Here is an 18,451-nt window from a genome sequence, read left to right on the forward strand (position 1 = left end):
TCAGTCCGAGAAACTGCCTTGCAGGTGCTCGGCGCGAAATTCCAGGGTTTGCGGGCGGTAGCCGGGGCGCAGCGGCGGCGTGGGTAAACAGTCGTCCCAGGTGGCGCCGGCCTGTAATTCGCCAGGGCCGCGGTAGCGCGGCGCAGCATAAACGTTATCGGCCAGGTTCACCGTGTCCCCCGGTGCATACGCTGCGAGGCGCCAGCGCAATTCAGTGAGCGGCACGTCGTTGCCGTTGATCAGCACCAGTTTCAACGGTCGGTCGGCTGGGCATTCCTGTGGCGCGTAGCTGATGCGCAGTTCCAGGCGTGCCAGTTGCGACGCTTCGCGGCTGTCCAGCCACACCACCCAGATGGCGACAAAACCCAGGCCGACGGCGGCGGCCAGCGATACCGGCAAGGCTTTGGCGGGGTAGCGCAGCAGCAGGATCAGCCAGGTGATGATCAGTAGAACGCCGAAGAACATGGTGATGACCTCGCGAAGGGATAGACCATCGTACCTGTGGCTGGGCCGGGTTGACTATCTACGGGCAGAGACAGGGTCTGTGCGCTGCATTGAACACATGATCAAACAAGTTTTTTTAGCGGTTTTTATACGAATCGACACTCAGGAAGTACCGAAGCCTGTCGGAACAGAGCGCCTCGACAGGTCCTACTTCAAGTCCTTTTATGTGAGAAAGAGTCGATGATTTACCGCCCCCTCAGTCCAGGCAATCAGCAACCGTTTTTGGCTATAACGCCACCCTCTTCATTGCCGGTTGAACCACCTCCTGCGGCGGTGGGCAATGAACCGTTGCAAGCGCCTTCGGCTCCCCAAACGCCCAGGGTGCCTCGGTTGCGCAGAGCCACACTGGAAAACCCTCCGGCCCGCGACACCTCTAAGCCTTCGGCGCTGACGCTCAGTCAGCGCCAAGAATTGGCAGGGAATATTCATACCAATTATTGCCTGACGGTGGCGTTGGAAGAGATCCAGGCGGCCATCGCCGAGGATCCGAGTCTGGATGTTGCAGCGTTGCTCGAAGTGAAGAAATTTTCCGCTCATCACGTTTCTACTTTTGGGCGCGCCTATAAAATCGCGCCGGGCGAGGATGTGCCGCTGGCGTGGTTCCTGCGGGAAAATCAATGGCTGGTCCCCAAGGATCTTGGGCAACTGGCCAACCTCATCGCCGTGTGCAAGGAGCCGTTGCCTGAGCCGGTTGAGCACGGCAATTACTGGGGGCTGTTATCCCAGCCCGCCACATTGGACAGTGGTCAGCGCACCCGGCTAAGCGAAATGGCCGCCGCCGAAATGGCCACGCTGTCGCCTGGCAAAGGCATCTTCGCTGCTTTTTATGAGAAGCATGGGGTTTCGCTTCAAGGCATGAGCGCCGCGCAGCTGCTTGAAAGCATGCTGGGCAGTGCTCAGATCAGAAACTTGGGCCAAACGCTGGAAATGGCCCTCAACAGTGACGCGTCACTGACCAGCAAAGATGCAAGTTGGGCGTTGGCGGCAATGGTGCTGGAGCTGGATCCGCAGGCCGGCAGCAAGCGTGGCGTCGTGGCCGGGTATGACCTTTACCAGCCAGCCAATCGAGATGTCCATCCTTCGGTGGTCGTCTCGCGCCTGGAGAAACATCTGGTGGACCAGGGCAAGGTGCCTGTCGAGCTGGCACCGGCCGCCGCGCGCTTATTGCTTGCAGGCGCTGACCCTGCCTTCATTGCCGAAGATATGCCCAGCAACCTGGTGGTTAAGTCTGCGGCCTTTGCCAAGCTGTCGGCGGTTGTGCAGGCGCAAGAGTTTTGGACGCCGGGCATTGCGACATACACCGATTTTCAAACGTTCATGAGGCTGGCCAATCACAGTCCTGTCTCGGAGGCCGAGGGGGTTGTCGAGGCCAAGGCACAGTCCAATGCGTTGATTCAGTGGGGCGTTGCCCAGGATGAAATGGCAGGTAAGGACGATGAAGACTATACGTCGCAAGACGTGGTCGGGTTACGCGACGCCTTCAATGAGGAACTCTCCTCATTGAAAAAAGCCCATGAGCAGATAAGCGCCGCCATGCCCACCCGCGAGAACATCGCAGTTGAAAACCTGAAAGAGGCCTATGGGGCCGATCACTCATTTGATGTGCGTAATATCAGCATTGCCAACATCGATGCCAGTGAAAGCCAGTACCACTCGTTACTGGATATCTACATGTCAGGAAAGATGGACCGTATCCCAAGAGGGCAGCGGTACGATTTTCAGTTAGGTAACCGTTTCACCCGGGTCAAGCCGCTTCCTGATGTCAACCAGGCATTCGACAGCCAGTTCGATAGCTACTTCAACAACTTGAAGGAGGGCGTGACAACCACCTCCAGACACCAACTATTGCAGCTGTCTGCGCAAGACAGACACACCATCGCGTCGGGTAAGGTCGAGTTTTTTTCTCTACGCAAAGCCGGTGTTGCGCAGGCTGAGGAGACGGAGAGCCCGGAACAGGCACAAGCGGCCAAGGCGCGTTACGGACTGTTGATGCGGGTGCTGACCAAAGTCGACAAAAACGGCAGTGACCGGGACGTTAAAAACCTGCGCCATGTGTACTACGAAGTGTTCCCCCTGCAAGGCGTCATCCGCCGTCGCGACGACCTGCCCCGGTATCTGCCTAACCCCCCTCCACGAGTGGCCAACGCTCAAACCTACGCCACGACTCAGGCTAAAGGGGTCAGTGTTCCGGTCGATTATGAGGCCTATGAAAACGGCCCCCCGCCACAGGCCGGCAAGGTTTCGACGGGGCTGTTGACTCAGCAGCTCAACGCGCCTTATTTGCCTGAGCCCAGGCAAGGGCAGGACGCCAGTTCCGCGGTTTCCGTGAATGCTCGGTTCGACGCGATCGCCAAGGTGATCGCCGACCACCTGTTACATGATCGCGATGCCATAAAGGCAGGCGCCAAAGGCGTGACCGAGGTGGAAAAGGAAGAGGCCGGCATCAAGGCCGCGCATGATTTTGTGACCGGACTGATTCCGTTTAAAAATGCCATCGAAAACGCAGTCAAGGGCAATACCGGCGCGGCCATCAAGGACTTTGCGCTGGATATCTTTGGTTTCATCCTGCCATTCGGCAAAGGGCTGGTGCAGGCGAGCAAGGCGTTGGGCAAGTTGGGTGAAAAGCTCGGAACACGGGCGTTCAAGGTGTCCGATACGGTTTTGCGCTCAGTTGCCAGTGGCTTGAACCCCACCGATGGTCTGGGAGACCTGGCAGTGGGGCTGGCAAGGGGCGGGAAGACAGTGTTGAAAAGTAGTTTCAGGGAGCTGAAGCAAATATTGCAGGAGCAGTCTGTCAATGTTGGCGTGTCTGGGAAGGTAGCGAACACGGTATCCGACATCGCCGGTACCGGTCGCCAACTGCCCGACTACAGTGCTCACTCACTGCCTGATAGCCTGCTTGAGGGCCGGAATATAAAAGGGGATGGCACTTACCAAGTCGGTGATCAGCACTATGTTCGTTTCACCGATGGCACAGCCACCAGCCGAGTATTTGAAATCAGCCGGAACTATAAAGTTGCGGGCGGCCAGGTTCGGGTTATTGATCCTGTCACCCAGAAAACGGTGATGTTCCTCCAGCCAACAGGCACCGGCGAATGGCGACTGAACAGCCTGCTGGGAGGCGTCAAGCCCGAAACACTGCAACGCATGAATGGGATCAGGCCTGCGCCGCAAAAACGTCCTGCCGGGCAAGGCAGCTCTGGTTCAGCCGCAGGCGTGGGGGGGGCCGGCAGTCAACCGGCCTTTAAACGACCCAAGTTGCCTGAAGTTTTCCAGGGTGAAAAGGCGCTGATGGATCCGCCCGTCAAAGGCGAGAACCGTTTCTACCATTACACCGGGGCAAAGTCTCATGCCGCAATCAACAGCGATTGGCATTTGCAGTCCTCGGTGCTTAACGTGGATGGCAAGCCGTTACCGCGTGGGAAAGGCAGGCATTACTTTACGGATCTGGCGCCTGATGATGCGGCAACCAAAGAGATCTCCACGACTATTTTTGGGCGCCGGCGACATGGCAACCAATTGGACAAGATGACGCATTACTACGAGGTCAATACCTCGGGGCTGGCGGTCATGAAAACCGATAACCCACATATTTTTTATGTGGAGACGACATACGCCCTGCCCTTGAAGTACAGCGTCGAAGGTGAGCCGGTGAGTCGAATCATTACCCACGGGCAAACGCCATTCACTGCGTAGCCTCTACGGCCCCTCCCGCATTTAACCGCGTCCCTGCTTTGAAATACGGCCAACGGCGGGAGGGGGCTTGCTCCCGATGAATTGCTTACTGAGCAGAAGAATCCGCCTGCAAGCCTTCGATGGAAGCCTCAACCAATGCCAAACCGGTTTCGGCTAATTGCAGGCTGGCCCAGTTCAGGTAGCTCTGGTGTTCGGTGCACAAGTCTTGAGCTGCCAAGGTGAGCACGCGCGCGGTGCCTAAAACATAGCTGGCATGTTCCAGTGCATGTTCGATGGGAATGCCGGGTTGTACGCAAAAAAGAGGTTCTTCACTGCGGTCGCTGGGGCCGAAGGGGGTGGGGCGGGTGGTTTGTTTGGACATGGTGGATCTCCTGATGAAAATGGGATCCTATGAGTTCGCGAGGCCGTCAAACCTCATCACGAATGAGTCGTGACAGGCGCGAGGATAGGCAGGATGGGGGCAAGGGTCAATGCTGGCGGGATGCTTTCGGACGCCATCGCAGGCAAGCCAGCTCCCACATTCGACTGCATTCCAAGAGCATACCCGGTCCAACTGTGGGAGCTGGCTTGCCTGCGATGAGGCCCTTACGGTCACTGCAAAACCCAAGAAAAAGCCCCCACCCAGCCCACTGCGGATAGGGGACGCAACGGGCTGGATGAGGGCTTCTTGTACGACCGTGTTACTGCGCGATAGTTTTCACCGAAACGCCACGTTCAACCGGCGTCGAGCGACCGTAGATATCTTCAAAGCGCTCGATATCGTCTTCGCCCAGGTAGCTGCCCGATTGCACTTCGATGATCTCCAACGGGATCTTGCCCGGGTTACGCAGGCGGTGCACCGAGGCGATCGGGATGTAGGTGGACTGGTTCTCGCAGAGCAGGAACACGTTGTCGTCACAGGTGACTTCGGCCGTGCCGCTGACCACGATCCAGTGTTCGGCGCGGTGGTGGTGCATCTGCAGCGACAGGCACGCGCCCGGCTTGACCGAGATGTGCTTGACCTGGAAGCGCCCACCCATGTCCACCGAGTCGTAGGAACCCCACGGGCGGTAGACTTCGCAGTGGTTCTGGGTTTCGCTGCGGCCCTGGTCGTTGAGGGTGGAGACCATTTGCTTGACGCCCTGGACCTTGTCCTTGTGGGCAATCATCATCGCGTCCTTGGTTTCCACCACCACGATATTGTCCAGGCCGATCACCGACACCAGCTTGCCGTTGCCGTGGATCATGCAGTTGCGGCTGTCCTGGATCACCACGTCGCCTTTGCTGACGTTGCCATTGACGTCTTTGTCATTGACCGCCCACAACGAGGCCCAGCAACCCACGTCGCTCCAGCCGGCACTCAACGGCACCACGCAGGCGCGTTGGGTTTTTTCCATCACCGCGTAGTCGATGGAATTGTCCGGGCAGCAGGCGAAGGTAGATTCGTCGAAGGTCACGGTGTCGGCATCCTGTTCGCTGCGCTCCAGGGTCAGCACGCAGGTGTCGTAGATGTCCGGGTCGTGTTTTTTCAGCTCTTCAAGAAAACGGCTGGCGCGGAACAGGAACATGCCGCTGTTCCAGAAGTAGCCGCCGCTTTTGACGAACTCGACGGCGCGTTTTTCATCGGGTTTTTCCACGAACTGTTGCACGCGGCTGACGCCTTCGGGCAGCAGCGAATCGTTGCTGGACTTGATGTAGCCGTAACCGGTTTCCGGGCGGGTTGCCGGCACGCCGAACAGCACCATCTCGCCACGCTCGGCCGCCACGGTGGCCAGGGCCAGGGCGCGTTGCAGGGCTTTCTGGTCGTCGATCACGTGGTCGGCGGGCAGCACCAGCATCAGCTCGTCGCGGCCTTCGTTGACCAGCATCATCGCAGTCAGGGCCACGGCCGGCGCGGTGTTGCGGCCGAACGGCTCCATCAGGATGCGTTGGCATTCGAGCTTACGCGTGCTCAGTTGCTCGTTGACGATGAAGCGGTGGTCCTTGTTGCAGACCACGATCGGGGCGTCCATGCCTTCGAACACCAGGCGCTCCAGGGTTTGCTGGAACAGTGTGTGTTCGCCGGTCAAGGCCAGGAATTGCTTGGGGAACTGTTTGCGGGAAAGCGGCCAAAGACGTGAGCCGCTACCACCGGAAAGGATTACTGGGATCATGGGTGTTTCTCCTTGAATCGATTTGGGTCAGAGCTACGAAGGTTTGTCGTTTCACTCTTGTTTTTGTCTCGGTCCTGAGTCGAAACGCGCACAGTGTGGGAGCTGGCTTGCCTGCGATGGCGCCTTCAAGACCGCCATCGCAGGCAAGCCAGCTCCCACAAGGGGCCGTGTCAACTCAGGGAAATCATCAGCGGGTCGACACGGGGCGCTTGACCCACACTGGCGAAATGCTCGAGCCGGAACCGGTCACGTACAGCACCGCCGCTTCACCGCGTTCCAAAGCCACCGGCTTCACATCGCCGACTTTCTTGTCACCGTCATACAACGCCAGGCTGACTTTCACCGGGTTGATTTCGCGCTCGCCACGGCCCTTGGCAGCCACCGACTTGACCACGTCGGTCTTGCCGTCGGCGGTTTTCAGGGTCAGGGCCTTGTCGCTGAGGTTCTGCACACGCACCAGGGATTTCTGCTTGTTCTTGAACGGCGGCTCTTCGATCAGCTGTGGCTGGCCGCTGACGCTGTTAACCAGGGTGTAGTAGTGGTCAGCGGCAAGTTTGACCGGCACGGTCTGGCTGCCGACCTTGGCGCTGTAGTCGCCGCCGGGCATGAAGCTGAAGTCACTGCTGGCCAGCGGTGCCACATCGCTCAAATTGGTCGCGCCGACAGTAGCGCTGACTTCCTGGTTCGATGCGTTGTAGACCCGCACGAAGCTGGAGCCTTTTGGTGCCGTCGGGCCGTACAGGGCGGCGTCGCCCCCGGCGAAGGCAGACATCGATACGAAGCTCATGCCGGCTGCGATAGCCAGGGTTTTAGCGAGACGACGAGGAGTAGTAGTGAAAGTCATGTGAGTTACCTCTCTTTCAGTTTTGCGCCCGGTCGGGCGTCTCGGATTTTTTGAAGGTGTTGATTGCCATGTTCTGTTGGCGCGAACCGGCTTGTTTAAGCTGCGCAACCCACTGCGGGTCGGCATCACCGATTTCGTTGTTGACGGGCAGATAACGTTCCGGAAACTCCCAGATCAGCACTTGGGGCGGGCTGTTCTTGAAGTCATCGCTTTTCAGGTAGCTGAGCATCGGCAGGATCGGGCCGTGGCCGTCTTCGGAGTAGTTGATGACGTCGCTGTGCAAGGCTTGCTTGAGGGCGCCGACGAAGTTCCAGTTGGGGTTGGCGCTGTAGCTGGTGCCCACCAGAGCCACTGGCGTTTCACTGTCGGCAAACAGGGCGTCGTCGCCTTTGTTTTCCGCCAGGTGCGTGACGCGTTTTTGCAGCGGCTCTTTAGGCGGCATCAGGTTTTCGAACAGCGGGTCCAGCGGCAGGAACAGGCGCAGGTCACCTTTGTGCGGTTCGGTTTTTTCGGCTTCGGTGACAAAGCGCTGTGGCTCGCCGCTCAACGGCGTCTTGTCGGCAATGGTCTTGGCCAATTGTTTGGCAGCGATTTCCGCACCGTCCGGGGTCCAGTGGGTATCGGTGCGCAGGAACACTTGCGTGCCGCCCAGCTTGGCCTGTTGCAGCGGGCCAAGCAGGTCAGGGGCGATGATCTTGTCGGCCGCCACACGGGCGTGGAAGTCCTCGTACAGGTTGGCGTGGATGCTCGCCGGTTTCACTTTACCCAGGTGTTCCGGGTACAAGCGCACCTTGGCCGGCACGATCGCCATCACCAGTTGGATGCCCTGGGCCTTGAGTTTTTGGCGCACGCCTTCGACCAGCGCGTAGTTGCCTTGCAGGTTCTGGTCTTCGTTGACGATGGGGTTGAATTCCTCGTCGCTGTACAACCAGTGGTCGCGGCCCAGCACCACGCCGGGGCGGCCTTCATTGAACAGCTTGTAGTCCAGCGCCGCCCAGAGGTTGGTGCCCAGGCGCTTGATCGGGAACTCATCGTCGTAGTGGGTCTCGACGGCCTTGGTCCAGCGGCCGTTGAGCACGGTGGCGTCGGCGTTGGTGCTGAAGCCGAAGAAGCTGCGCAGCGACCAGGCGCCCAAGGCCAGCAGCACCAGCAGGAACAGCGTGATATAGAGGACGCGAAATGAACGGGTCATGGTCGGCTCCCTCAAAATTGGAAGTAAAGGAACGGCGAGAAACTCTGCGCCGACAGTTTCAGAATCGAGGCCACGAACAGCAGCAGCACGGTGGCGCGCATGGCGTAGCGTGGCCAGTCAGCGGTCCAGTAGGCCGGTTGCACGGTGGCGTCCTGGCCCACGCTGAAACCGGGCTGGTGGATGCTGCCTGGGTTGTCGCCCGGTACTGCCTTGATCAGGCTCGGGTCGGCGGGTTTGGCTTTTTCGGCAGGGCGATTGTTGTAGAAATCGCGCAGGCCAAAGAACGCCAGTGTTGCGTAGGCCACCACCAGGGTTGCCACTTGCAGGCCAGTGAGGCTGGCGCGGTTGAGTTCTGACAACGACCACTCACCAAAGCTGAACATCGCGCCGTACATACGCCCGGCGACGTGCAGGTTTTCGGCGCGGAAGATCACCCAGCCCATCACCACCAGCAGGAAGGTGAAGGCCCAGCGCAGCAGATTGAAACTGCGTGGCGCGGTATTCAGGCCGATGGCTTTTTCAATCGCCAACCACATACCGTGCCACGCGCCCCACACGATGTAGGTGATGTTTGCGCCATGCCACAGGCCACCGAGCAGCATGGTCAGGAACAGGTTGCGATAGGTGATCAGCGTGCCTTTACGGTTGCCGCCCAGGGTGATGTACAGGTAGTCACGCAGCCAAGTGGACAGGCTGATGTGCCAGCGCCGCCAGAACTCGGTGATCGACTGGCTGATGTACGGCTGCTTGAAGTTTTCCATGAAGCGGAAACCCATCATCAAGCCCAGGCCGATGGCCATGTCGCTGTAGCCGGAGAAGTCGAAGTACAGCTGCGCGGTGTAAGCCAGCGCGCCGAGCCAGGCATCGCCCGTGGTCGGGTTTTGCAGGGCGAAGCAATGGTCGGCCACCACCGCCAGGGTGTCGGCGATGAAGACTTTCTTGATGAAACCTTGCATGAACCGCGTGCAGCCCTCGGAGAACTTGTCGAGGGTGTGGGTGCGGTTGTTGAACTGGTCGGCCAGGTCACGGAAGCGCAACACGGGACCTGCAATCAGGTGCGGGAAGATCGCCACGAACGCCGCGAAGTCGATCAGGTTGCGGGTTGCCGGGGTATCGCCACGGTACACGTCGATGATGTAGCTGATGGACTCGAAGATGTAGAACGAGATGCCAATCGGCAACAGCACGTGGGTGAGGATAAACGGCTCCAGGCCCGCCGACTTCATCATCACATTGATGCTGTCGACGCCGAAGTTGGCGTACTTGAAGTAGCCGAGGATGCACAGGTCGACAGCCACGCCGAGCAACAGCCAGCGCTGCGCCGGTTTGGTGCGCACGCCGGCGGCACCGACCTTGAGGCCGATCCAGTAATTCCACAGCGTCACGGCGGCGAACAGCGCCAGGAAGTCCACTCGCCACCAGGCGTAGAACACGTAGCTGGCAATCAGCAGCAGCAGATTGCGATAGCGTTGCCCGCTCAAGTAGTACAAGCCGAGAAAGATCGGCAAGAACAGAAACAGGAACACATTGGACGAGAAAACCATCCCGATCTCTCCATGTTTAACCAACAGTCAAGGGCCAACGGCCCCCCCAAACCCCCCACGAATCTGGGAGGGTGTACGCGTTCAGTGTGGGAGCTGGCTTGCCTGCGATGACGGTGTGTCAGTCGACATCAATGCTGAATGTCATACCGTCATCGCAGGCAAGCCAGCTCCCACATTTGGACCGAGTCCAGGTGTGGGAGCTGTGTATCAGCTGCCTTTGTTGCCTTTTTCGTGCGTCGGGTCGTAGACCTTGGTCAGGTCACCGCCGAGGCGGAAAGTCTTGAACGGCTGCATGCCGTGCTTGCGCTCGATCACCTCCGGCGCGCAGGTGTAGAGGGTGCAGAAGGGTTCAAGCCAGGCAAATTTCATGTCCTCCTTGAGGTCCTTCATGTCCTGCTCTTTGCCGTTCTTCTGCTCGAAGATGTCCGGGTCTTTAACCCCGGCCAGCACCTTGTCGCCCAGGCGTTTGAGCGCGCCGTTATTTTCCTGGCGCAGGTCCACACCGTTGACCAGCGCAAAGCTGGCGATCATCGACAGCGGCGGCAGCGCGTAGTTGTGGTACGCCAAGGCGCGTTGCTGGCGCTTCAGTTCGTTGGGCAAGAACCCTTGGGCGTCCACCTGATTGGCGCCGACCTTGTATTCCTTCACCGCCCAATCAAACAGGTCGCGACGGTTGGTGGCGATGGACGTGGCCATCACCGACCAAGCGGCCCAGTAGGAGTGGTTGTTGGTTTTATCCAGGGGCAGGTTGTCCCAGTCGCTGACCACTTGATCGGCGAGTTTGTTGAACCAGGCCTCGATCAATTGCGATTCCTGCTGATGATTAGCCAGCGGGTGCGAGTCGGAGAACTTCAGGCGTACATAGGCCGAGGCCATGCTGCCCAAGGCCCATTTGCGCATCGATTTGCCGGTGTGGTTGAAGTCCTTGGACATCAAGGCATCGGCCTTGGCCCAGCTCGTAAGCCAGTTGAGGGTGCACTCCAACTGCTCCGGGCGGCCGTCGCGCATGAACTGCATCACGCGCTTGCTGGTGTCTTTTTCCAGCTTGGTGATGTCGGCGGTGCTGTCGCGAAAGGCTTTTTCCGATTGCACATTCAGGGTGGCACGGGCCTTGTCCGAGCCTTCGTACTTGCTGCGAAATTGCAGCGAGCCGGTGTACGGCGCCGGCATGGCGTCGCAGTCATTCTTGAAGTCGCCGGTCTTGAACGCTTCCACCGGGGCGAAATAGCCTTGAGGTGGACGCAGTGGTGCGGCGGCGTTGACTACACCTGCGAACATCGCCAGGCCCAGCAGCGTTGGAATCAATAATTTCTGCATAAGTAACCTCACTTCCCAAGCTGGGCGGTCTGTTGACCACCCGCCGGGAACACGTTGCGTGTGCAAATTTTCGCTTCGACTTTCTGCGCGGCAGTGCCCGCTTCGGGGCCTTGCACTTCCACGGCCAGCAAGTTCTGCGAGGCCCAGTCTTCATCGGTGCGCAGTTCAAAGGCGAAACGCCCGTCTGTATCGGATGTTTCGGGTTTCTCGATCTTGATGTCCTCGTGGCGCCCGTTCATGTACCAGAGGGTGGCTTGCAAGGTTTTCACCGACGGGTCGGCGAAGCGGATATCGACCTGATGGTTGGCGTTGCGCAGGTCTTTGTTCGAGCTGTTGACCATCAACTCGTTCTTGCCGGGTTTGAGCGTGGTGCTGGCGCTCATTTGCGCAGGCTTGCCTTCGCAGCCGTTGTCGAGCAGCGCCATCATCTGGCGGTAAATGGTTTCCTGGTCGAGGCGGTACAGCGGCGAGAATTCCCAGATAAGGATTTTCGGCGGCGTCTTCTGGAACTCGTCGCTGCCCAGGTACTGGATCATCGAGCCTTCCAGACCGCCGCCGGGGAAGGCGACGTTAAGGATGTCGGCACCGATTTCCTGCTCCAGGAAGCCGGCGAAGTTGTAGTTCTTGCCGCTGTGGCTGGTGCCCACCAGGGTGATCTGCGGGTTGCCCGAATCGCCGAACAGGTCGCCGTCACCGGCTTCGCCTTTAGGCTCGGTGGTGAACTGGTCCATGTACTGGATTGCGTAGCTGGTGCCGCACAGTTGCCCGGCCATGTTGTGCAGGGTGCCGGTCTTGCCCATGCGCCCTGAGCGTTTGGTTTCGAATTCGCGCTTGGGAATATCGGCAAACTCGGGCATGGCACGCACTTTGGCGCCGACGATTTTTGCCGTGCGTTGGGCGCCGTATGGCGTCCAGTGCTGGTCACCACGGAAGTAGAAGTCGTGGGCCGGCAGTTCATCGGGCAACTGTTCGTTGGTCAGCGGCGACAGGTCCGGCACCACATAACCCATCTTGGCGAAACGGCCGAGCATGCTTTTGTAGTTGCCCAGCGCCTTGTCAAAATTGAACGCGGCTTTTTCCTCAGGGTTGAGCTTGTTGCGATTCACCAGGCCACGGGTCGGCTGGTACACCACCACCAGCTCCACGCCCTTGGCCTTGAACGCATCGTGCAGTTGCTGCATGCGTTTGTAGCCGGCGGGGCTGGTGTCGAATTCGGTGCGCAAATCTTCCTGGGTACGGAACAGCCAGTCGCCCTGGGCTTGCACCAGGGTGGTGAAGTTCTGCTGGTAGCGCGTGGTGTAGTTCTTCGCGTCATGGGCGGCCGGGCACAGGCTGCAGCACGGCTCGGCGGTGAAGGTCGGTGCCTTGATTTCATCGGCGCGCACGCCCTGGCTGGCCGCCAGCAGGCCGAGGGTCAGACCCGAGAGGCTCAGCAGTTTGATCATGTGTGGGTGCATAAGGGTCATCCTCAGTCCTGCATTTGGGTCTGGCGTTCGACAGGGTCGATCAGCACGGCTTTCTGCTGGCGCACCAGCAGGTCGAGAATCTCTTCCTGGCGATCGCCCAGCACACCGGCAAAGCTGATGCCGCTGGATTTGGTCGGCGCCAGCATCGACACGCGGTACAGCTCGATGCTCAACGGCGAATCAATCGACAGCGGCCCGCTGCCGTTGCCGGCCAGCTCGCCGCCGACCACGATCAGCGAGACCTTCGCGTCAAACGGGTCGAGGGCGATGTCGCGGTCGGTGTCGGTCAAATCCTTGATGTGCCCGTACACGCCGGTCAGCCCGTTGGCCATGGCGGAGTTCTCGTACAGGCGAATGTTCACGCTGTTGCGCACGCGGATGCCGTGGCGACGGTTGGCGATGACCTTGTTGCCCCACAACAGGTTGTCGCCGCTCTCATAGAGGGTGATGCCGTCGGTGTGGTTGCGGTAGATCTCGTTGTCGGCGATCAGGTTGTTGACGCTGTTACGGTCGATCACCAGGCCCGAGAGCTTGTTGTCGTAGCTGCGGTTGTTGAAGATGAAGCTGTCGTTGACCTCACGGGAAATAATGATCCCGTGCTTTTTTTTGGTGCCGTAGACGGTGTTGTCAGCAATGATCAGGCCGTGGGAACGGTCGTGCGGGTCGATGCCGTAGACGATGTTGTCTTTGTAGGTGTTGCCCTTGATCACAAAGCCGGTGGTCTCGTAGCAATAGAAGCCATACCACATGTCGGAGAACTCGGAATCGATGATCCAGCCGGTCGGTTCCGCGCGCTTGAGCACCTTGGCCATGTTCGGCGTGTACTGGGAAATACTCACGCCGTAAGACTTACTGTTGGCGTAGCCAAAGCTGGCCATCTTGGTCTTGGAGATGTAGGTTTCGGTGCCGCCCCAGGCCAGCAGGAACGGGCGGAACTCCTTGGGCGACTTGAACAGCGCCGGGCCGTTGGTCTTTTCGTCCCAGCCGGTGATTTTGGTGTCACGCACAAACAGCTGGCCGTCGTTGATCAGGAACGAACCGGCTTGCTGGGACAGGCGCAGCTCCTGGGTCTTCTTGTCGATGTCGAGGATGCCTTTGCGCCCGACCACAATCGGCAGCTTGGCCAGAAACACGCCCGGCGAGGTTTCACTGAGGTACTGCTTGGGCACTTTACCGAGCAGGTCCTTGAGGTTCAGGTAGCCGTCGTCGACAAAGATTGCCTGGGGAATGCCGTGCTGGCGTACCACCCATTCGGCCATCTTGTTATCGCCGCCGATAAAGTCCTTGAGCGCGTCTTCCTGCATCATGCGGCGGATGCTGACTTTGCCCGGTTTGCTGCGCACGATCTTCTTTTCCATCGCCGCTGCGGTGTAGCCAGTCAGGTCGGGCAGCGCAGGCTTGGGCAGTTCCAGCGGCGCGGTGGGCGGGCTGGAAATGGTGTAGGTCTTGGCCTGTTGCAGTTCCTTGGCGATGGTCGGCGCCTTGGCCGCCGTATCGGCAAACGCTGTGGCGCTGGCCATCAGCATTGCCGCGACGAGTAGGCTTTGAGCATTCATTGCGCAGGCTCCCATCAGAATTTCCAGATCACGTCGACAAACGCGCGGTGCATGTACGAGTCGACCTGGCTGCCGTAGGCGTCACCCGGCTTGAACACGCCTGCACGAAAGCGTACCAGCGCCGACGGCTCGTCGATTGACTGGCTGAGCGCGGCCGGCAACAGGCCCTTTTTGAAGTACTTGGTGACCACCAGGTCCATCTCCTGACCCAGGTCTTTTTTGCCGTCTTCCAGCGGTAACGAGGTGCTGGACAGGATCGCGCCGGTCACGTCGTCGGTGTTGTTCTGCACCGCATCGATGCCGTTGCTGCCCACCGGCTTGTTGCCGTCCACGCGCCAGAACTTGTGATAGACCAGGCTGGCGTCATAGTCCTCGCGCAGCTGCCAGGAACCGAACAGGCTCATGGACTGCATGTTGTTCATCTCACCGCGAAACGCCTCGCCAAAGCGATGCACACGGGACTGGGTGCCGGTCCAGTTCGAACGGTTGCTTTGCAAGCCGTTCTGCTCGTACTCGGCGCTGGCACGGGAATAGGCCGCACCGACTTGCCACTGCGGGTCGAGGCGCAGGCGCACGCCGATGTCAGTGGCCCAGCCATTCACGTCGTCGCTGCGCTTGGCCTGGGTTGGGCGGGTGCCGTCGGCGTTGAGGGCGTTGACCGTGTCGCGGTTGCCTTTCATGCCGGTGACGCTGGCCCAGTAGTTGACGGTGTTGGTGTTGCGCCAGTTGTAGGCGTCGCTGTTGGCTTCGATGCCGAGCCAGGTCAGGTCGCCGTTTTCGCGCTTGTCCAACGAGTCGGTCGCCACGCCCGGTTCCGGGTAGTCGAGCTTACCGTTGTCATGGGTGTGGTGGGCGCGCAAGCCGATCCACTGGCCTGGGGTCCACTGGTAGGCGGCGTCGGCGTAGAGGTGCTGGCGGTCCTTGTCCTTGGGCGACAGCTCCTTGAGGTCGGTGCGGTATTCGCTGAAGCGTTCGGCGACGCCGACATTGGCCTTGAGCAGGGTGGTATCGAAGGTCCAGTTCAGCGCTTCGATATTGGTGTCGCGCCATTGGCCGTCGTCATTGCGCAGGCGTTGGCGACCCAGCTTGAGCAGCTCGCCCGGGTAAGGCGTGAAACCGCTGTAGCCGACCCAGAACTCGCGCATGGCCAGGTAGTTTTTCTTGGACTTGCGGTCGTTGTTGGTGGTTTGCTGATTTTCGTCATCGGCCGATTGTTGCAAGGGGTCGGTCTCGATGATGTCACTCGACACGACCGCCTGACCCATGGCGTAGGCGCTCCACGCGCCGCTTTCGCCGTAGACCCACGGGCGCAGGTCGAGGCCGATGCCGTTCACATCGCCGCCTTTTTGCGTGCCGAGGTCGCGGTCATCTTCGGATTGTGCGGTGGCTTTGACTTCCAGGCCGAAGTTCTTGGCTTCGGTCAGCGCGGCCAGGGTCGGGCACGACCACAGCAGGGCGAAGGTCAGGCCGATACCGGCCTTGACGAATGGGTTGAGCTTCATAGGGATTCCTCGCCGTCTTCTTCTTGCAGGGCGTGCAGTTGCAGCGTGCTCTGGGCCAGGGTGCCGCGCGTGGCCAGTTCCTGTTGCACCAGGCGTTGGCCTTCGGCGCGTTGCTCAGGCGTGAGCGGGGCTTCGAGCTGCGTGGCCAGGTCATTGGCCTCTGGCGTGTCCTGGGCTTTGGCCAATTGGCTGAAGACATAGGCGTTCAATGGGTCGGGCTTGGTGCCCTTGCCCTGGGAGAACAATTGCGCGATGGCGAAGTCGGCGCTGTTCTGGCCGTTGCGTGCAGCGGTCAGCAGGTGGTCGAGGGCTTTTTGCGAGTAGACCTTGCCCAGGTAGCCACGGCGGTAGATCTGGCCGAGGTAGTAATCGGCGGCGACTTCACGGCCCACGGCTTTCTCGAAATGCGCTTCGGCAGCCTTGGCGTCTGCCGGTACCCATTTGCCTTCGTAGTAGAGCTTGCCCAGCAACAGCTCGGCGCGCGGCTGGTCGGCGGCGCGGCCGTTGTCCAGGTACTTCATCATCTGGTCGACGTCGCCCAGTTCGGGGAAGTCGTAGAGCAGTTGCGCCAGGCTGACCCAGGAGGCCGGGTAGCCGGGGGCGATTTTTTCCAGCAGCGCCTGGGCGGTTTTTTCGTCCGGCTGGCCGAGTGTCGCGTCACCCAATACGCGGGCTACGCTGTCGACGCGCTGGGCGGTGACGGTGCCACGGGCGTAGCCGGCTTCGAGCTGCTTGAGCAGTTCGGCCTGTTTTTCCGGCTCGGCTTTCTTCTGATAAACCGTGGCCAGCTCGACGTAGCAGATATCGGTGGTGTTCAGCGCCGCCTTGCAGATGCGCTCCACATCATCCAGGTGCTGGTCGTAGGTGCCCTGGGTGCGATACAGCAGCACCTGGGCCAAACCTGATTCCGGGTAACCCGCCGCCTGCCATTTGCTGATTTGCTGTTGGGCGTTCACGTTGGGGAAGCTGTGCGGGTATTGCAGGTACAGCATCGCCAGCGGGATCAGGGTGTTGCCTTCGCCATTGGCAAAGGCTTTTTTCAGCAGGCCTTCGGCTTCGTGCTGTTCGGCTTCGGTAGCGCCGGGTTTGGCCACCAGCAGGCGGCCCAGACGTGCCTGGGCACGCGGCGACGTATCGGCGGCCGCGCGGTAAGTGGCCTCGGCCTGGCGGATTTGCTCGGGATCGCGGGTGGTGACCTGGATGTCAGCGAGGCCGACTTGGGCTTCGCTGTAGCCCAGGTCTGCCAACTGCTGGTAGTTCTGTTGGGCGGTGACCGTGTCGCCACGTTTGAGGGCTTCGTTGGCCAGGCGCTGGTCGGGCAGGCCGGCGCAACCGGCGAGGCTGACCGCCAGTGCCAATGTGCAGAATGCAGAGGCGAAGTGCGACCCGCTCTGTGTGGGAGCTGGCTTGCCTGCGATGCGGGCAACTCGGTCTTTCAGGTGCACCGAGTCGATCCCATCGCGGGCAAGCCCGACTCCCACAGTGCTCTGTGTTGTGCTTGAAATAGGGTTCACAGGCATGTCCTCCGCTTACAGACCGTGAGCCATGGCTTTATCGATCAGCCAGTTCAGCGAAGGGCCGCGGTCGCTGGTGACTTCCACTGGGCGCCCGGCATAGGTGCTGTCCAGCGGCGCGTCCGGCTTGATCTGCACGCGAATGTCGGAAGACAAGTCGGCGCTGTTCAGGCTGGTGCTGCTGACGATGGTGCCGGTACGGATCTGTTCTTCGTCGGCGACCTGGAAGTTCACCTGTGTACCTGGGCGCACGTCAGCGAACTGGCGATAGGTAAAGCGCGCTTCCACATTGGCCTGGCTGCCGCGTGGCACCAATTGGAAGATCACATCGCCCTTGCTGGCGTACTGGCCGTCGGCGACCAATTGCTGGGCGACCACGCAATCGCACGGCGAGGTCAGGGTGCCGGTCATTTGCTTGCCGAACAGCTCTTCAACCTTGGCCGGTTGCAGCTGGTCTTCGTCCAGATGGCCCTTGAGCACATCGAGCATGCTGGTGCTGAACGTTGCCAGTGGCGCACCTTTGGCTGCAACCGCGTCGCCTTTGAGCAGGCTCTGCACGGTGCCGTCGCGCGGCATGGTCACGTTCATGCCGGGCACGCTGACGAGGCCGGCCTGGGCGTGGCTGACGAAGTACATGCCGTACACCGACTTGAACACAAAACCGAACGCGGCGAGGCCGACAATGAAGATCCCGGCGCTGAACACCACCGCGCGCAGGCGGCCGAACGCGGTCATGCCGCTGCCGCCGTCCTTGACCTTGCGCGCCTTGGTGAAGTTGTCGCGTTGCAGGGTGGCCAGCACGTCGCCCATGGTCACGATGTCGCCGGACAGGTGCGAAGTGATCAGGTGGCGCAGGGTGGAAATATCCTGGGCGTCGAGGTTCTGGAACTGGCAACCGGTGCGGCCGCTCTGGCGGTCGTAGGAGCGAATCTGCAGCTCTACATCCATCGCCAAACCGAGGTTATCGATCACGAACTGCAGGCGGCCCTTGTGCACTTCACCGACGGTCAGCGGCTGGGTGGCGGTGAACGCCAGGCCACCGGCGGACAGGTCGATCACCCGTGCTTCGGTCTGGGTACGGTCGGTGTTGAAGAAGCGCAGCTTGGCCGGGATTTTGACCCGGGCATGTTGGCGCTGGGCTTCGGATTCGTGGACAACGTTGGCGTTTACTGGGCTGTTCATAT

13 protein-coding genes are annotated in these 18,451 nt (G+C 60.2%); 1 reads left to right on the forward strand and 12 read right to left on the reverse strand.

The genetic code is table 11. The annotated features are described in order from the left end of the window. Window positions 1-465, reverse strand: coding sequence for a multidrug transporter (locus AOA62_RS08505; RefSeq protein ID WP_069786112.1), 465 nt, complete (start codon window positions 463-465; stop codon window positions 1-3). Window positions 466-825: 360 nt separating this feature from the next. Between AOA62_RS08505 and AOA62_RS08510 the strand changes: the two genes are divergently transcribed. Continuing rightward, complete coding sequence (locus tag AOA62_RS08510; protein ID WP_256592314.1) at window positions 826-4,200, forward strand: hypothetical protein; 3,375 nt, start codon at window positions 826-828, stop codon at window positions 4,198-4,200. Between the two features lie 85 nt (window positions 4,201-4,285). On the opposite strand, the gene AOA62_RS08515 is transcribed toward AOA62_RS08510, so the two are convergent. The 11 genes from AOA62_RS08515 to AOA62_RS08570 form a co-directional block, all read right to left on the reverse strand. Continuing rightward, a complete protein-coding gene (locus tag AOA62_RS08515) occupies window positions 4,286-4,561 on the reverse strand; it encodes a DUF3077 domain-containing protein (protein ID WP_017138156.1) in 276 nt (91 codons plus the stop codon). Window positions 4,562-4,880: 319 nt separating this feature from the next. Then, window positions 4,881-6,332: a mannose-1-phosphate guanylyltransferase/mannose-6-phosphate isomerase gene (locus tag AOA62_RS08520; RefSeq protein WP_017138155.1), complete on the reverse strand. Its 1,452-nt coding sequence runs from the start codon at window positions 6,330-6,332 to the stop codon at window positions 4,881-4,883. Window positions 6,333-6,519: 187 nt separating this feature from the next. Then, on the reverse strand, window positions 6,520-7,176 hold the full coding sequence (locus AOA62_RS08525) for an alginate O-acetyltransferase AlgF (RefSeq protein WP_099548419.1): 657 nt from the start codon (window positions 7,174-7,176) through the stop codon (window positions 6,520-6,522). Window positions 7,177-7,192: 16 nt separating this feature from the next. After that, a complete protein-coding gene (locus tag AOA62_RS08530; RefSeq protein WP_099548420.1) occupies window positions 7,193-8,368 on the reverse strand; it encodes an alginate O-acetyltransferase in 1,176 nt (391 codons plus the stop codon). Window positions 8,369-8,379: 11 nt separating this feature from the next. Further along, window positions 8,380-9,912: an MBOAT family protein gene (locus AOA62_RS08535; protein ID WP_099548421.1), complete on the reverse strand. Its 1,533-nt coding sequence runs from the start codon at window positions 9,910-9,912 to the stop codon at window positions 8,380-8,382. A 207-nt stretch (window positions 9,913-10,119) separates the two neighbouring features. Beyond that, a complete protein-coding gene (locus AOA62_RS08545) occupies window positions 10,120-11,229 on the reverse strand; it encodes a mannuronate-specific alginate lyase (RefSeq protein WP_017135219.1) in 1,110 nt (369 codons plus the stop codon). Window positions 11,230-11,237: 8 nt separating this feature from the next. Further along, window positions 11,238-12,686 carry an alginate O-acetyltransferase gene (locus AOA62_RS08550; RefSeq protein WP_017135218.1) on the reverse strand — a complete coding sequence of 483 codons (1,449 nt, stop codon included), beginning with the start codon at window positions 12,684-12,686 and terminating at the stop codon, window positions 11,238-11,240. An 11-nt stretch (window positions 12,687-12,697) separates the two neighbouring features. After that, window positions 12,698-14,266 carry a mannuronan 5-epimerase AlgG gene (gene algG / locus AOA62_RS08555; RefSeq protein WP_017135217.1) on the reverse strand — a complete coding sequence of 523 codons (1,569 nt, stop codon included), beginning with the start codon at window positions 14,264-14,266 and terminating at the stop codon, window positions 12,698-12,700. Beyond that, the gene (locus tag AOA62_RS08560) at window positions 14,266-15,753 is read right to left on the reverse strand and encodes an alginate export family protein (RefSeq protein WP_017135216.1); all 1,488 of its coding nucleotides are present in this window, start codon (window positions 15,751-15,753) and stop codon (window positions 14,266-14,268) included. The genes algG and AOA62_RS08560 overlap by 1 nt, the downstream gene beginning before the upstream one ends. Next, window positions 15,750-17,273, reverse strand: coding sequence for an alginate biosynthesis TPR repeat lipoprotein AlgK (algK, locus tag AOA62_RS08565; RefSeq protein WP_256592310.1), 1,524 nt, complete (start codon window positions 17,271-17,273; stop codon window positions 15,750-15,752). The genes AOA62_RS08560 and algK overlap by 4 nt, the downstream gene beginning before the upstream one ends. Window positions 17,274-17,282: 9 nt before the next feature. Continuing rightward, window positions 17,283-18,449, reverse strand: coding sequence for an alginate biosynthesis protein Alg44 (locus AOA62_RS08570; protein ID WP_017135214.1), 1,167 nt, complete (start codon window positions 18,447-18,449; stop codon window positions 17,283-17,285). Window positions 18,450-18,451: the final 2 nt, after the last annotated feature.

This window comes from Pseudomonas sp. 2995-3, from assembly GCF_002742565.1.
Classification (GTDB): Bacteria; Pseudomonadota; Gammaproteobacteria; order Pseudomonadales; family Pseudomonadaceae; genus Aquipseudomonas; species Aquipseudomonas edaphica.

Excerpts from the sequence above, each read along its gene's own strand:
- AOA62_RS08525 (WP_099548419.1), bottom strand. The coding sequence starts at position 7,176 with ATGACTTTCACTACTACTCCTCGTCGTCTCGCTAAAACCCTGGCTATC.
- algG (WP_017135217.1), bottom strand. The coding sequence starts at position 14,266 with ATGGGAGCCTGCGCAATGAATGCTCAAAGCCTACTCGTCGCGGCAATG.
- AOA62_RS08560 (WP_017135216.1), bottom strand. The coding sequence starts at position 15,753 with ATGAAGCTCAACCCATTCGTCAAGGCCGGTATCGGCCTGACCTTCGCC.
- AOA62_RS08515 (WP_017138156.1), bottom strand. The coding sequence starts at position 4,561 with ATGTCCAAACAAACCACCCGCCCCACCCCCTTCGGCCCCAGCGACCGC.
- AOA62_RS08570 (WP_017135214.1), bottom strand. The coding sequence starts at position 18,449 with ATGAACAGCCCAGTAAACGCCAACGTTGTCCACGAATCCGAAGCCCAG.
- AOA62_RS08550 (WP_017135218.1), bottom strand. The coding sequence starts at position 12,686 with ATGCACCCACACATGATCAAACTGCTGAGCCTCTCGGGTCTGACCCTC.
- AOA62_RS08530 (WP_099548420.1), bottom strand. The coding sequence starts at position 8,368 with ATGACCCGTTCATTTCGCGTCCTCTATATCACGCTGTTCCTGCTGGTG.
- algK (WP_256592310.1), bottom strand. The coding sequence starts at position 17,273 with ATGCCTGTGAACCCTATTTCAAGCACAACACAGAGCACTGTGGGAGTC.
- AOA62_RS08505 (WP_069786112.1), bottom strand. The coding sequence starts at position 465 with ATGTTCTTCGGCGTTCTACTGATCATCACCTGGCTGATCCTGCTGCTG.
- AOA62_RS08535 (WP_099548421.1), bottom strand. The coding sequence starts at position 9,912 with ATGGTTTTCTCGTCCAATGTGTTCCTGTTTCTGTTCTTGCCGATCTTT.
- AOA62_RS08545 (WP_017135219.1), bottom strand. The coding sequence starts at position 11,229 with ATGCAGAAATTATTGATTCCAACGCTGCTGGGCCTGGCGATGTTCGCA.
- AOA62_RS08520 (WP_017138155.1), bottom strand. The coding sequence starts at position 6,332 with ATGATCCCAGTAATCCTTTCCGGTGGTAGCGGCTCACGTCTTTGGCCG.